This is a genomic window from Hominenteromicrobium mulieris (genome assembly GCF_046197855.1).
Taxonomy (GTDB): Bacteria; Bacillota; Clostridia; order Oscillospirales; family Acutalibacteraceae; genus Hominenteromicrobium; species Hominenteromicrobium mulieris.
The window spans coordinates 3,026,609-3,041,802 of sequence record NZ_CP173188.1; the positions used below are offsets into that span (position 1 = coordinate 3,026,609).

Genomic DNA, 15,194 nt, shown 5'->3' on the forward strand with positions numbered 1-15,194 from the left:
TGCGGAAAAACACGCATATACTTTTTCAAAAGGAGGGTTCGCCGTGTCGAAGCATACAGAATTTATCGCTTTTTTCATTCGCCAAAAATTGCAGCTTCCGGCGCTTTATATCCGCACCGCCGCGCTTTTACTGCTCGCCTTGCTCCTGCTCAGGCACCGCACCGCTGCCGCCGCAGGCGTTGTCAGCGGCATCCACACATGCCTCGGCACGCTGATTCCCTCGCTGTTCCCGTTTATTTTACTCGCGTGCCTATGCACGAACAGCCGCGCGGCGCAGGTGCTGTTTCGCCCGCTTTCCCCCGTAATGCGTCATGTGTTCCGCCTACCCGCCTGCGCCGCTCCCGCCGTTTTGTTGGGGCTCACCGCAGGCTACCCTACCGGCGCGAAGATCACCGCAAATTTATACGCGACCGGAAAGCTCACAAGGGAACAGGCGGCGCGGCTGTTATGCTTCTGTACCGCGCCGGGCTATGCGTTTGCGGCAGCCTATACGGGCAGTTTATTATTAAGAAGCGAGCGCATCGGGCTGAATTTATTTTTTGCCTGCGCACTTGCGCCGTTACTTCTGGGACTCACCCTGTCGCGCTTTGCCGAAAAACCCGAAAAAAGCCTAAAATCGCCAGAATCTGCTCCCGGCGGCATCGTCTCCGCTGTGCAGGACGGCATTAAGGCCACCGTTTCCCTTTGCGGGTTCGTCATTGTGTTTTCCATGCTTTTGGCCGTTTTGCACGATGCCGGCATTTTTCAGTATTTATGCGGTTTTCTCTCCCGCTTTGGGCTCACCGTGCCGCTTTCCGGCGCATTGCTGACGATGGGTCTGGAGATCACCGCCGGAGTCACACAGTGCATATATTGGCACCTGCCGGTTTATTTTTTAGCGTTCGGGCTCGGCTTTTCCGGCGTTTGCATCCACTTGCAGATCTTCTCCTTTTTCCACAAAGCGGGGCTGCCGCTGTCGAAAACGAGATATGTTCTCGCACGCTTTTTAAACGGTCTGCTTTCCGCTGCATTTTATTTGCTGCTTTCCTATTTTCTCCCGGCAAGCACCTCGGTTGCCGTGGAAACCTCGCCCCTCAACACCGCGCCCATGGCGGGCAGCGCGGCATCATCCTTGGCGCTCATCGCGCTGTCTATGTTCTTTCTTCTCACGTGTATTCTCCGCAGCGGAAAAACACCGTCGAAAATTTGTGGTGGAAATTCCACCGGGAAAATGCTACAATGAGAACAACTCTAAGAGCAACCTGAAAATCGGAGGCGACGAAAGTGTTCGGACGCAAAAAGAAAAAACAAACACCCGCTCTGTTTGGCAGCCGCATTGAGCCGGACTGCGCTTACTGCGCGTTTCATGCGGACGGCGTACAGAAAAAATGTCTTGCGGGGCAGCTCGGCGGAGAGCACTGCGCAAAATTTCAATATGACCCACTGCGCCGCGAGCCGAAAAGCGAACAAAAGCTCGGGCAGTACAGCGCCGAGGAATTCAAACTATGAAAACTTATCTTAAAGCGTTTCGTTTAAAGCGCTTTTGGCTGCTGCTTTTGCTGCCTGCGGCGTTCCTTTTGGACTTCGCCGCACGGCAGAGCGCAGATTTTGCCGAGTGGTATGCCGTGACGATCTACCCCGTGTACGCGCAGTTCTTTTCCGCCATTACGGGAGTCTTCCCGTTTTCTGTCGGCGAATTTTGTCTGATCGCGCTTGTCCTTTTCATTTTAGCGTATCTCATTCACGGCGTTTATAAACTCATTCGTCATAAAGAGGGCCGTTTTGCGTACTTTGTGCGGTTTTTGTCGGTTCCTGTTCTCATCGCCACGTGCATCGCGTTTTTGTGCGTAACGAACTACGGCACGAACCACCGCCGGTACAGCTTTGCCGCCGTCAGCGGACTTACCGTGCGGGAGTCCTCCGCCGAAGAGCTTTACAATGTGTGCGCGTATTTAATCAACGAAGCGAACACATTGCGCGAAAACCTGCCCGAAGACGAAAACGGTGTATTTCAGCTTTCAAACGATGTTTTTCTCGATGCAGACGAAGCAAAATCATCATTCAACAGCCTTCATGATACGTATTCCACGCTCTACACAAACGGAAAACCGAAGCCCGTGCTGTTCTCGGAAGTGATGTCGTACCTTGACATCAGCGGCATTTACTGTCCGTTCACGTTTGAAGCGAACGTCAACGTCCACATGAACGACGTATTGATCCCCGTGACGATGTGCCACGAGCTTTCACACCTTTCCGGCTACATGCGCGAGGACGAAGCGAATTTCATCGCATTTTTGGCGTGCCTGCAAAGTGACGACCCGGAATTCCGTTACAGCGGTGTGTATTTGGCATCCGTCCACGCGATGAATGCTTTGCTCACTGTGGACAGCGACCTGTGGAACCAGGCGGACGCTTTAAAAAGCGACGCACTGCGCCGCGACATTCGGTCAAATAATGCGTACTGGAAGCAGTACGAAACGCCCGTTTCCGAGGTCTCCGACCGCGTGAACGACGCGTATTTAAAAGCCAACGGGCAGGAAAACGGTCTGCGTTCCTACGGCAGAATGGTCGATCTGCTTCTCGCCTACTACCGCGACGAGCTGCAATAGATATAGTTTTTTTGGGGGAGTTCTCTATGTGTGAAAAAATCATTGCGGCGTGTGGAAACGACTGCGCGGTATGTCCGCGCTACAACGTGCCGCCGTACACCAAAACCGCAGAAGAACTGCACCACACCGCTGAGCTGTGGTATAAAATCGGCTACCGCGACCACGTGGTGACAAACGAGGAGATTGCCTGTACCGGCTGCAAGGAAGAAAACTGGTGCCGTTATCGCCTTGTAAAATGCGTGAACGAAAAGCATATCGCACATTGCGGCCAGTGTGAAAACTACCCGTGCGACGTCATGAAAGCGTGCTTCACGGTGACAGGCTCGTTCATCTCCACCTGTAAAAAAGTCTGCACACCCGAGGATTTCGAGATATTGCGCAAAGCATTTTTCGAGAAAGAAAAGAACCTGACGCAAAATTAAGACGACAAAAGGCCTTTGCACCGTCCAAAACGGAGATGCAAAGGCCTTTTTATGTACGATTATTTATTCGCGTTCATCTCGCGGACTTCTCTTAAAATGTCCTCAAGGTCATATTTTTCGGGCGCTTTCGGCGCAGCAGGCTTTGCCTGCACTGTCTGTGCAGCCGGCTTCGGGGTATTTGCCGGGCGCTGCTGCACGGGCTTCGGCGCAGGTGCGGCGGGCTTTGCAGCTCTCGGTGCGGCGCTTTGCCGTGGCGCGCGATTCACTGAGGTCTGCACCGCAGCGCGGCGCACGTTCTGTGGCTGCATGGAGACCGGCGTTTCTGGCATGATGGGGCGTTCTGCGGTGTACTCCGCCGACACCGGCATCGCCGGCAGCTCGCCGGTGTCTTTATCCGGGTCAAAGGACGTGGGCATGCGGGGCTCTGCCTCACGGCGCGCCTGCATCTGCTCGCGGCGCATGCGCTCTTCTTCGCGTCTTCTGCGGTTGCGTCGTTCCTCCTGCTCAATCTCATCCAGCACCTCGGCGCGGTCCGCTTCGCCGCTGTCGCGGTTACGGCTTGCACGCTGCCACAAAATGATGCTGACAATTCCGCCGACGCCGAGCACGATGCACACCGCACCCGCAATGAACAGCGTGCGGCCGACGCCGTTATCGGCCTTCAGCTCATTAAAGAACGATTCCGCTCCGCTGCTGTCTTCGCCTGCGGTGTCGGTCGTGCCTTCCGTGGTGTCCACCGTTTCGGTGCTGTCTGTGGTATCGGCCGTATCGGCTTCATCCGCAAAGGTAAGCGGCGCACACAGCGCAGCGCCGAGTAAAACCGCCGCTAAAACAGCAAATATACGTTTAGAAAAAGTATTTCTCATAATCCATTTCCTCTTTCGTGATAACTTTTATGTGTCACGATTTTGAATTCATTTTTATTTAGTTTAGCATATTTTGCATGGTGTTTCAACGGCAAAATAAACAAACCCGCCGCTTCTCTGCACGGTTCATGCAGTCGAAACGGCGGGTACTGTGTCTATTTATATTTCTTTAGAAATCGATCTTCTCTGCAATGTACGCTTCAAGCTCGTCGATCTTCACACGCTCCTGCTCCATGCTGTCACGGTCGCGGACGGTAACGCAGCCGTCATTTTCACTGTCAAAGTCATACGTGATGCAGAACGGCGTGCCGATCTCATCCTGGCGGCGATAGCGCTTGCCGATGGAACCCGTATCGTCAAAGTCAACAGAAAACTTCTTTGCGAGCGCATCGTAAACCTCGCCGGCCTTTTCGCTCAGCTTCTTGGAGAGCGGCAGAATCGCTGCCTTAAACGGTGCCAGTGCCGGGTGCAGACGCAGTACAACGCGCACGTCCGGTTTTTCTTCGGTGCCGAGGTTTTCTTCGTCGTAAGCGTCGCACAGGAACGCCAGCGCTACGCGGTCCGCGCCGAGAGACGGCTCGACGACATACGGCACGTAGCGGGTGTTCGTCTCCGGGTCGAAATAGGAGAGGTCCTTGCCGGAATGCTCCTGATGGCGGGTGAGGTCATAGTCCGTGCGGTCTGCAATGCCCCAAAGCTCGCCCCAGCCGAACGGGAACAGATACTCAATATCCGTCGTCGCCTTGGAGTAGAAGGAGAGCTCCTTCTGGCTGTGGTCGCGCAGGCGGATGTTCGCTTCGTCCAGACCGAGGTTCAAAAGCCAGTTTTTGCAGAAATCCTTCCAGTAGTAGAACCAGTCGAGGTCCGTGCCCGGCTTGCAGAAGAATTCGCATTCCATCTGCTCAAACTCGCGAATGCGGAAAATGAAGTTGCCCGGGGTAATCTCATTTCTGAAGCTCTTGCCCACCTGACAAACGCCGAACGGCACCTTCTTGCGCGTGGTGCGCTGAATGCTCGGGAAGTTGACAAAAATGCCCTGTGCAGTCTCCGGGCGGAGGTACAGCTGGCTCTTTGCGTCTTCCGTAACACCCTGGAACGTCTTGAACATCAGGTTGAACTGGCGGATATCCGTAAAGTTGTGGCCACCGCATTCCGGGCAGGCAATGTTGTTGTCGGCGATGAACTGCTGCATCTGCTCGTTCGTCCAGCCGTCTGCGGATTCGCCGGTGAAGTCTTCAATGAGCTTATCGGCACGGTGACGGGTCTTGCAGTCCTTGCAGTCCATCAGCGGGTCGGAGAAGCCGCCCACGTGGCCGGTTGCCACCCAGACTTCCGGGTTCATGAGGATTGCGGAATCCAGCGCCACGTTGTAGCGGCTCTCCTGCACGAACTTGCGTTTCCACGCGTTTTTCACGTTGTCCTTGAAAAGGCAGCCCAGCGGGCCGTAGTCCCAAGAGTTGGACAGACCGCCGTAAATTTCGGAGCCGGGGTACACGTAACCTCTGTTTTTGCAGAGCGCCACGATTTTTTCCATGGTCTTTTCTTCGGGCTTCAGAACTTTCTTCATTTGTTAAACTCCTTTCGCGCCGCTGGCTGCTGCACGGCTTCGTGCAGCTGGATGCTGCGCTTGTGATTTATCAATCATACCACGTTTTTCAAAGATACACAACTACCGCGGCGGGATTTTATACGAAAAAGCGGCACTCCGCAGAGTACCGCCCGAAATTTCCGCTTGTTTAGATTTATTCGCCCTCGTCCGCGATGAGCTTTTTCATCTGCGGCAAACGGAACAGAATAACCGCCGCGATAACTGTGAAGATGAGCTCCGGCAGCATGTAAGTGCCGTTATAGCAGAAGGAGTAAAGCCACGGGTGGCCCACCCAGGAAGCGCCGAACGCCACAAACTCATCAAAGTTTGCAAAGATAATGGCGCCGGAAATGAAGTGGCACACAAAGCGCAGCGCAACAGCCAGCGCCGTGCCGCAGCAAATGCCCACATAACCCTTCTTGCGGAAAATACCCGCAATGCCGATAACCGTGTAGGCCACGATGTAATCGAGCAAAATCGTGCCGATGAGAGCAGAAGGCGTCATGCCCCAGCCAAGGATGCCGTCCATCGTGATGCCGAACGCAAGCTGAATGACGGATTCCACAAAGGAAGCCGCAAAGCCCCACTTAAGGCCGTACATGATGGAAATCATGGCGCAGGGCAGCATGGAAAGCAGCGTGATAGAACCGCCAAACGGCATCTGAAGCACCTTGATCAGGCTGAGCACAGCGCCCAGTGCGACCATAACCGCGCAGGCCGCAAGCTTTTTTGTATTGTTGTTCTTCATAGTTCATTCCTCCGGTTTTCTACCGAGATTTAGAGGATAAAGCGGAGAAAACAAAAACCGCGCACCCATTCGGCACGCGGCATAAAAAGCACTTAGAATAAGCGTATTTTCCTACGTCGGCATTATCCGAATCAGGTAACAGGTTTCGGCGTTCACGCCGCTCTCAGCCGACTTTATACGTCAGCACCCTTTTTTTACATTCAGTATAGCACGGAACTTTTCGCTTTTCAACCAAAATTTGTGTTTTCGGGCAGAAAACAAGGCTTTTCTTGATTTTAGAGAAACAAAATGATAGTATAAAAGAAACATAAGCCAACGACAACGGTGGTTAAAAGTTTTGCTTAAGCTTTTTCAAGAAGCTTAAAGCGAACGTGTGCGTTCGCTTAGGTTCATTAGGGCAGCGCCCTAAGTCGTCGTCCGCAGACGACGAAACACCTTTTGCCTAACAAAAAGTAGGATGGGAACCACAATTAGGGGGTCTCCCCATGAATTTGCAAGGCAAATTCATAAAATAAAACGCTAAAACCGATTTAAACTACGGAAGGACATATAAAAATGGAAAGCACACAGAACAAAACGCGCTGTCCGCACAGCAAAAAATGCGGCGGCTGCCAACTGCAGAACCTCGATTATAAGGAACAGCTCGCGCACAAGGAGCGCACGTGCATCCGTCTGCTCGGCAAATTCTGCCGCGTAGAGCCCATCATCGGCATGGAGAACCCCTACCACTACCGCAATAAGGTACAGGCCGCATTCGGTACCACGCGTGCCGGACGCATCATCTCCGGCATTTACCAGAGCAGCACGCACAACATCGTCGCCGTGGACAGCTGCATGACGGAAGACGAAATTGCCGACCGCATCATCGTCGATATCCGCCGCCTGCTGCGCAATTTCAAAATGACAACGTATAACGAAGTCACCGGGCGCGGCTTTCTGCGCCATGTGCTCGTCAAGCGCGGCTTTCAGACCGGCGAAGTCATGGTTGTGCTCGTCACCGGTACGCCGATCTTCCCCGCGCGCAACAATTTCACCCGTGCGCTGTTAAAGCTTCACCCGGAGATTACCACGATCATTCAAAATGTCAACGACCGCTACACCTCCATGCTGCTCGGGCAGAACGAGAAAACACTCTACGGCCCCGGCTATATCACGGATATTCTCTGCGGGCTGCGCTTCCGCATTTCGGCAAAATCATTCTACCAGATCAACCCCGTGCAGACCGAGGTGCTGTACGGCAAAGCGATGGAATTTGCGGAGCTCACGGGCAAAGAAACCGTCATTGACGCGTACTGCGGCATCGGCACCATCGGCATGGTCGCCGCCAAAAAAGCCGGACAGGTCCTCGGCGTAGAAGTGAACCGCGACGCCGTGCGCGATGCCCGTGAAAACGCAAAATTAAACCGTGTGAAAAATATCCGCTTCGTCTGTGCCGATGCAGGCAACTTCATGGTAGATATGGCAAACGCCGGTGAACACTGCGACGTACTTTTCATGGATCCGCCGCGCACCGGCAGCGACACCGCGTTTCTCTCCTGCGCGCTCACACTTGCACCGAGACGCATCGTATACGTCTCTTGTAACCCTGAAACGCTCGCGCGCGACCTTAATTTTCTTACAAAGCGCGGCTATCGCGCCGAAAAAATTCAGCCCGTAGACATGTTCCCCCACACCGACCATGTAGAATGCGTCGTACGGTTGGATAAGATGAATTAAAACAAAAGAAGGCTTTCCCATGATTCGCCCCGTTACCGAAAAGGATATTCCCGCCTGCGGATATTTTCAAATGCCGCTCCCGAAAATTACGGAAGAAAGGTAAAAAAATATGGCTTCCAGTCTCATGCACTACGCAATCACGGATAAAATTTTGCAACTGTTTCCTATGCACGACGGTGCGCGGCTGCGCTTTGGCGCGGTACTGCCGGACGCTTCCGTAAACAAGCGGAAAACACATTTTCGCATTTACAATGAAAAGCTCGGCATTCGGCTTTATGATCTTGAATCGTACCGCGCGCAGTTCGGCGAGCGTATGCAAAAAGATGACCTTTATCTCGGCTACTATCTGCACCTTATCGAGGATGCTTTGTACCGCAAAACGCTGTACGATACCTTCGGCTGGAATCCCTACACGCCGGAAAGCACCGCGCGCATGCACCACGATTACACGCTTTTAAACCGTCATTTCATTCAAAAATATAACATTCGGGATGACCTTGCCGTCCCGGAAAATTTCACGCAGGAACCGATTTTCGCTTTTGAGCCGTTTGACGCCGAAGGTCTTCTGCGTTCGATTCATCAGAACTTTGTGCCCGCGCCGGCGGATGCCCCCTACTTTTTCACGGCTGCCATGGCGGACACGTACATTGAAGACGCCGTGCGGCTGTGCACCGCGGAGCTTGACCGCTTTCACAGCGGCAAAACGCTTCTTTCCGCCGAGGATTTCACCTGGACGCCGCCGGAAAACAATAAGAATTTCTGAATAAAAGCAAAAACACCCTCCCGAAGTGATGGATATGTACCCTATATAGGAAGCATATCCATGACCGACACGGGAGGGCTTCTTGATTTCTCTTTGGAAAGCAGCTTCGCGGGACAGACGCGCTTTCCTATGCGCATTCGGAATTGACATTCCCGTTCCGCTTCGGTACAATAGAATCAACAAGAACCTCGGGGGACAAAACAGTATGAATTTTCTTGAAGAACGTATCGTAAAGGACGGCGTTGTAAAAGCCGGCAATATATTGAAAGTAGACAGCTTTTTAAACCACCAAATGGATGTGCGCCTGTTTCGCCAAATGGGCGAAGAGTTCAAGCGACGTTTTGCAGATAAGCCCATCAACAAAATTCTGACGATTGAAGCCTCCGGCATCGGTATTGCATGTGTGGCGGCGGAATGCTTTGACGTGCCGGTCGTCTTCGCGAAAAAGAGCCAGAGTGTGAATATCGATGGCGACGTATACGTTTCCAAAGTGGAATCTTTCACGCATAAGCGTGTGAATCGCGTGATCGTTTCGAAAAAATTTCTCGGCCCCGAGGATCACATTCTTATCATCGATGATTTTCTTGCAAACGGCTGCGCGCTGCAGGGGCTCATCTCTATTGTAGATCAGGCGGGCGGCACGGTGGAAGGCATCGGTATCGCGATTGAAAAGGGGTTCCAGCCCGGCGGCGCGAAAATTCGCGAGATGGGCTACCCGCTCGAATCGCTCGCCATTGTGGAAAGCATGGACGACGCAACCGGCACGGTCGTTTTCCGTCCACAGCCATAAAAGGAGTTTTGTATGAGACGGTTTTTATCCCGCGTTTTGCCCCTTTTGCTCAGCTTCGGCTTGATTTTTAACTGCACAGGATGCAGCACGGTTTTGGTCTTAGCCGGTAAAGCTCGTGAAAACAGCGAAGCTTCGTCCTCCGTGATTTCGGAAAGCTCCGCGTCCTCCGGCGTCATCTCCACCCCTATGCCGACCGAAGACGGCGACCTACGTGCGTTTTACACGGATGTTGCAAACGCTGAAAGTGTCACGGTAATGGTGTACATGATCGGCTCCGACTTAGAGAGTGAGGACGGCTCCGCGACCGACGACCTTTTGGAAATGGCAGATGCCGCGCTTTCCGAAAACGTTCACCTTGTACTCCAGACCGGCGGCACCGAAACCTGGTGGAACGATGTCTGCACAGACGATGAAAGTGAGCGCTTTGTGATCGAAAACGGCGATATGACGCTGCTCCAAAGCCTTGGCAGCATGAATATGACGGATGCCGACACGCTCTCCGATTTCATTCGCTTCTCCGCCGAAAGCTACCCCGCAGACCGCTACGAGCTCATTTTGTGGGATCACGGCGGCGGCACCATGACAGGCTTCGGCTACGACGAGCTGTACGAAGACACCTCTTTGACACTCTCTTCTCTTTCTACAGCGCTGTATAACGGCGGCGTACAGTTTGATTTCATCGGCTTTGACGCCTGCCTGATGGCGACGGCAGAGGTGGCCTACGCCTTGGATCCGTATGCGGATTACCTCATCGCCTCCGAAGAATCCGAGCCCGGCGAGGGCTGGGCGTACAAAAACTGGCTTACGATGCTGGCGGAAGACCCCGCCGTACCCACAGCGGAGCTCGGCAAAAAGCTGGCGGACGATTTCCTTGAGGCCTATATTTTCGCCGACATGCCGACGCTTTCCGTTTTAGACCTGCGCTATGTGCCGGAATTATACGCCGCGTTGGAAAGCTACTGGGGAAGCGCCTACACCGCACTGCAAAGCGGCAGCTACGGTGCGTTTTCGCAGGTGCGCAGCAACGTGCGGGAATTCGGCGACAACGAATACGACCAGGTCGATCTTTCCGACCTCGCCACGCTGACAAAGCAGAGCCTTTCCCTCGGCACCGAGGACGATGTGCAGGCCGCCGTTCAGAATATGGTAGTGTATAACGTCACCTATGAAAAGTCCGCCGCGGGCATTGCAGTCTATTTTCCGTGCCTGTGGCCGGATTATTACGGCGATACACGCTTTGAAATGACCTGCGTCGGCTTCCCGGAATCGTATTTTGAATTCTACGATAAATTCATGAACACGATGCTCTCCGGGCAGTCGCTTTCGCAGAGTGATATCGATTTTTACTCCTACTACGATTGGTTCGATTCCTCCGAGGTTGACGGCGAAAACGTCACCACAATAAACGACAACGATTTTGAACTCATCGACAAGGGCGACTATTATGCACTCTCTCTTTCCGATGAAGCATGGAACCTCATCACGTACATTGATATGACCGTTTACCTCGACGACGGCGAGGGATACATTGACCTTGGCAATGACAACGTGTACGAGTTTGACGACGACGGCGACCTGAAAGTCGATTTTGACTATACATGGATCTCGATTGACGGCGTGATTGTGCCGTTCTACGCCGAAACCGAGGAACAGACGGACGATTATTGGTACACAACGGGTTATGTGCCGGCCGAACTGAACGGCAGCACCGATATTGAGATCGTTCTGCGCTGGGACAGCGACCATGACAGCGGCTTTGTTGCGGGCTACCGCTTAAAGACCGAAGAGCCTACGGTAGCGGCAAAGGGTCTGCACAGCTTTACGGAGACGGATCAGATTCAGTACACCTGTTCGTATTATGATTACGATTTCAACTATGACCGGGACTACACGCTCGGCGACCCGGTAACATACACAAGTGAACCCGTCGTCGCCTATGAGGAAATCGGCGAATACCGCACGGTGATCCAATACACCCTGCGCGACATCTACAACAACGAACACTTTACAGACCCGGTAGAGCTTTCCTGTGAATAAATAGTTCTATAGAACATACCCTGCTGCGCTCCGTGGCAGGGTATGTTTCGATTTGACTTACACTATAATAGGCGGTATAATGAAAATTACTGACAAAAACGGAATTGTATGGAAAACTATGCCGTTTAAACTGTTCGGAAAGGACGAACGCCATGCGAAAGCTCCTCGTTTACATGAAAGACTACAAAAAAGAGTCGTTTTTAGCGCCTCTTTTCAAGCTGCTCGAAGCCACCTTTGAGCTGATTGTCCCGCTCGTAATCGCGCAGATCATCGACGTGGGCATTCAGACCGGTGACACCGGCTTCATCATCTCCCGCTGTCTGCTTCTGGTCGGGTTCGGTGTGGTCGGCATGGTCAGTGCCATCACGGCGCAGTATTTTGCCGCAAAGGCTGCCGTGGGCTTTGCCACCGGGCTGCGTCACAGCTTATTCCAAAAAATCAACGAACTCTCCTTCTCTCTTTTGGACCGTGTGGGCACATCCACGCTGCTGACACGCATCACAAATGACGTAAACCAGGTGCAGAACGGTGTGAACCTTGTACTGCGCCTGTTTATGCGCTCGCCGTTCATTGTGTTCGGCGCATGCGTTATGGCGTTCACCATTGATCCCGGCAGCGCGCTGCTGTTCCTCATTGTGGTCGCTCTGCTCTCCGTTGTGGTATTCGGCATCATGCTGCTGACCATCAAGCGCTACAAGGCTATTCAAAACCAGCTGGATTCCGTTTTGAACACCACGCGTGAAAATCTGAACGGCGCACGTGTCATACGCGCGTTCTGCGGTGAAGACACCGAAACAGAAAAATTTATCGGCCAAAATTCGCTGCTCTCCAAGCTCCAGAAATCCACGGGCCGTATCTCCGCACTTTTGAACCCGGTTACGTTTATCCTGATTAACGTCGGCATCATTCTGCTCATCCATTACGGCGCTGTTCAGGTCAACACCGGCATTTTGACGCAGGGTCAGGTCGTGGCGCTGTATAACTACATGAGCCAGATTTTAGTTGAGCTCATCAAACTTGCAAACCTCATCATCACCGTAACAAAGTCCTTTGCAAGCGCCGCACGTATCCGCGACGTGCTCGAGCTCGACACAAACACCGTTTATTCCGACGACAAGAAAATCTACAATACCCACGCCGTCGAGTTCGACCGCGTTTCCATGCACTATAACGAAGGCGCGAAGGACGCGCTCGAAAACATCAGCTTCACCGCCGAGCCGGGCGAGATCATCGGCGTTATCGGCGGCACAGGCAGCGGCAAAACGACGCTTGTGGGGCTTATTCCCCGCTTCTACGATGCGTCCTCCGGCACCATCCGCGTGGACGGCCGCAACGTGAATTCCTATTCGCTTGAAGAACTGCGCGAAAAGGTGCACGTCGTATTGCAGCGCGCGGTCTTGTTTCGCGGCACGCTGCGCGAAAACCTGCTTTGGGGCAATAAAAATGCCAACGACGAAGAGATGCAGGCAGCCGTAAAGGCTGCGCAGGCCGCAGACTTCGTACAGAGTAAGGGCGGGCTCGATATGAAGATTACCGCCGAAGGCCGCAACCTTTCGGGCGGACAGCGCCAGCGCCTTTCCATTGCCCGCGCACTTGTGGGTAATCCCGAGATCCTCATTCTGGACGACTCCGCTTCCGCGCTCGACTATGTGACCGAAAAGGCACTGCGCGGCGCGCTTTCCGCACTGCCGAATAAGCCGACGGTGTTCATCGTCTCGCAGCGCACATCTTCGCTGCGGCACGCGGATAAGATTCTCGTCTTAGACAACGGCGCGCTTGTCGGATGCGGCACACACGATGCGCTCCTTGAGAACTGCTCCGTGTACCGCGAGATCTATGACTCTCAGTTTGGCGGAAAGGAGGCAGCTGCGAAATGAGCAAGATAAATAACAAAAACAGTACCATTAAACGTGTTCTTTTGCAAATCCGTCCGTATCTGCCGACCATCATTTTGTTGCTTGCACTTGCCGTAGTCAGCGTGCTGTGCTCGCTGTACATCCCGGTGCTCGTCGGCGAGGCCATCGACGCCATCATCGGCAAGGAACAGGTCAACTTTGCCGTTATCCTGCCTAAGCTCTTCACCTGCGCGGTGCTCATCGGCTGCGCGGCGCTCGCCCAGTGGCTGATAAATGTCTGCGGCAACAAGGTCACGTACAACACCATCCGCGATATGCGCGAGGCAGCCTTTAAAAAAATTCACCGTCTGCCGTTTTCTTACCTCGACGCACACGAAACCGGCGACATCGTTTCCCGCATCATTGCCGATGTTGATCAGTTTGCAGACGGCCTTTTGATGGGCTTCTCACAGCTGTTTACCGGCGTTGTGACGATCATCGGCACCATCGGCTTCATGCTTTCCGTCAACGTTTGGACAACGCTTGTCGTGGTACTTGTCACGCCGCTTTCCATTTTGGTGGCGCGCTTCATCGCAAAGAAAACGTTCGCCATGTTCCGCTTACAGTCCGAAACTCGCGGCCGCCAGACGGCATTCATCAATGAGATGATCACGAACCAGAAGGTCGTGCGCGCATACGGACACGAAGACGAGAACATGGAGAAATTCGACACCATCAACGAAGAGCTGCGCCGCCACACATTAAAGGCGACATTCTTCTCCTCCATCACAAACCCCGCCACGCGCTTTGTAAACTCCGTTGTGTACGCGGCGGTCGCGCTCATCGGCGCTTTTCTGGCCGTGACCGGACAGGGCTTCACCATTGGTATGCTCTCCTGCTTTTTGAGCTACGCAAACCAGTACACGAAGCCGTTTAACGAGATTTCCGGCGTTATCACCGAGCTTCAGAACGCGCTCGCCTGCGCAGACCGCCTGCTTGAATTCCTCGACAGCGAAGAAATGTCTGCCGACCCCGAACTGCTGCCGGAGCACAGCGAGACCGCAAAAGGACAGGTCACGTTCGATAACGTTTGCTTCTCCTATACAAAAGACCGCCCGCTCATTCGCAATTTCAGCTTGGATGTACCGGCAGGCTGCCGCGTCGCCATTGTAGGCCCGACGGGCTGCGGCAAAACGACGATGATCAATCTTCTCATGCGCTTCTACGACCCGGACAGCGGCAGCATCAGCGTGGACGGCACGAATACGCAGACGATCCCGCGCCGCGCACTGCGCCGTAACTTCGGCATGGTCCTGCAGGAAACATGGCTGAAAACCGGCACTGTGCTCGATAACATCCGCATGGGCCGCCCGGACGCTTCCGAAGAAGACGTTATCGCCGCCGCAAAGGCCGCGCACGCACATAGTTTTATTGAGCAGCTGCCGAACGGCTACTATACGCAGATTGGCGAAGACGGCGGCAGCCTTTCCGCCGGACAGAAACAGCTTTTGTGCATCTCGCGCATCATGTTGACGCTGCCTCCTATGCTGATTCTGGACGAAGCGACGTCTTCCATCGATACACGTACCGAGCTGCGCATTCAGCGCGCGTTTGCCAAGCTGATGCGCGGACGCACCTCGTTCGTCGTCGCACACCGCTTGTCGACCATCAAGGAATCTGATGTTATTCTCGTCATGCGCGACGGTAACATCGTAGAGCAGGGCGACCACGAATCTCTGCTTGCGAAAAACGGCTTCTACGCCGAGCTGTACCGCAGCCAGTTTACGGATGAGGAACAGCCGGTGGGTTAACGCACAAAAATGCAGCCTTCTCTATTCGAG

General features: G+C 53.6%; 13 protein-coding genes and 1 riboswitch. Of the genes, 10 read left to right on the forward strand and 3 right to left on the reverse strand.

What is annotated here, in order from left to right:
- Positions 1–43 precede the first annotated feature (43 nt).
- From ACI0CA_RS14970 to ACI0CA_RS14985, 4 genes are read left to right on the forward strand one after another with little or no spacing between them, the layout of a single operon-like run.
- On the forward strand, positions 44–1,222 hold the full coding sequence (locus ACI0CA_RS14970; protein WP_308449847.1) for a hypothetical protein: 1,179 nt from the start codon (positions 44–46) through the stop codon (positions 1,220–1,222).
- Positions 1,223–1,263: 41 nt separating this feature from the next.
- Positions 1,264–1,488, forward strand: coding sequence for a hypothetical protein (locus tag ACI0CA_RS14975; protein WP_176819765.1), 225 nt, complete (start codon positions 1,264–1,266; stop codon positions 1,486–1,488).
- Positions 1,485–2,588 (forward strand): DUF3810 domain-containing protein, encoded by a 1,104-nt coding sequence (locus ACI0CA_RS14980; protein ID WP_316686577.1) that lies wholly within the window; start codon positions 1,485–1,487, stop codon positions 2,586–2,588. Before ACI0CA_RS14975 ends, ACI0CA_RS14980 begins: the two co-directional genes overlap by 4 nt.
- Before the next feature lie 26 nt (positions 2,589–2,614).
- Positions 2,615–3,010: a DUF3795 domain-containing protein gene (locus tag ACI0CA_RS14985; RefSeq protein ID WP_395506901.1), complete on the forward strand. Its 396-nt coding sequence runs from the start codon at positions 2,615–2,617 to the stop codon at positions 3,008–3,010.
- A gap of 59 nt (positions 3,011–3,069) precedes the next feature.
- On the opposite strand, the gene ACI0CA_RS14990 is transcribed toward ACI0CA_RS14985, so the two are convergent.
- The 3 genes from ACI0CA_RS14990 to ACI0CA_RS15000 form a co-directional block, all read right to left on the reverse strand.
- Entirely contained in the window at positions 3,070–3,876 is an 807-nt protein-coding gene (locus tag ACI0CA_RS14990) for a hypothetical protein (RefSeq protein WP_395506902.1), read from the reverse strand.
- Positions 3,877–4,045: 169 nt separating this feature from the next.
- A complete protein-coding gene (locus tag ACI0CA_RS14995; protein WP_176819761.1) occupies positions 4,046–5,443 on the reverse strand; it encodes a glycine--tRNA ligase in 1,398 nt (465 codons plus the stop codon).
- A gap of 175 nt (positions 5,444–5,618) precedes the next feature.
- Positions 5,619–6,212, reverse strand: a complete 594-nt coding sequence (locus ACI0CA_RS15000) for an energy-coupled thiamine transporter ThiT (RefSeq protein ID WP_395506903.1) — start codon at positions 6,210–6,212, stop codon at positions 5,619–5,621.
- A 91-nt stretch (positions 6,213–6,303) separates the two neighbouring features.
- Positions 6,304–6,413: riboswitch (TPP riboswitch) on the reverse strand.
- Between the two features lie 354 nt (positions 6,414–6,767).
- Between ACI0CA_RS15000 and rlmD the strand changes: the two genes are divergently transcribed.
- The 6 genes from rlmD to ACI0CA_RS15030 all read left to right on the forward strand — a co-directional run bounded on the left by rlmD (position 6,768) and on the right by ACI0CA_RS15030 (position 15,164).
- Complete coding sequence (gene rlmD, locus ACI0CA_RS15005) at positions 6,768–7,928, forward strand: 23S rRNA (uracil(1939)-C(5))-methyltransferase RlmD (protein WP_308449852.1); 1,161 nt, start codon at positions 6,768–6,770, stop codon at positions 7,926–7,928.
- Positions 7,929–8,037: 109 nt separating this feature from the next.
- The gene (locus ACI0CA_RS15010; protein ID WP_418270096.1) at positions 8,038–8,691 is read left to right on the forward strand and encodes a hypothetical protein; all 654 of its coding nucleotides are present in this window, start codon (positions 8,038–8,040) and stop codon (positions 8,689–8,691) included.
- A 205-nt stretch (positions 8,692–8,896) separates the two neighbouring features.
- Positions 8,897–9,481: a xanthine phosphoribosyltransferase gene (locus ACI0CA_RS15015; RefSeq protein ID WP_446806669.1), complete on the forward strand. Its 585-nt coding sequence runs from the start codon at positions 8,897–8,899 to the stop codon at positions 9,479–9,481.
- A 12-nt stretch (positions 9,482–9,493) separates the two neighbouring features.
- Positions 9,494–11,518 (forward strand): clostripain-related cysteine peptidase, encoded by a 2,025-nt coding sequence (locus ACI0CA_RS15020; protein ID WP_446806668.1) that lies wholly within the window; start codon positions 9,494–9,496, stop codon positions 11,516–11,518.
- Between the two features lie 152 nt (positions 11,519–11,670).
- Positions 11,671–13,395 carry an ABC transporter ATP-binding protein gene (locus ACI0CA_RS15025; RefSeq protein ID WP_343284512.1) on the forward strand — a complete coding sequence of 575 codons (1,725 nt, stop codon included), beginning with the start codon at positions 11,671–11,673 and terminating at the stop codon, positions 13,393–13,395.
- Entirely contained in the window at positions 13,392–15,164 is a 1,773-nt protein-coding gene (locus tag ACI0CA_RS15030) for an ABC transporter ATP-binding protein (RefSeq protein WP_446806667.1), read from the forward strand. Before ACI0CA_RS15025 ends, ACI0CA_RS15030 begins: the two co-directional genes overlap by 4 nt.
- The last annotated feature ends 30 nt before the right edge of the window (positions 15,165–15,194 follow it).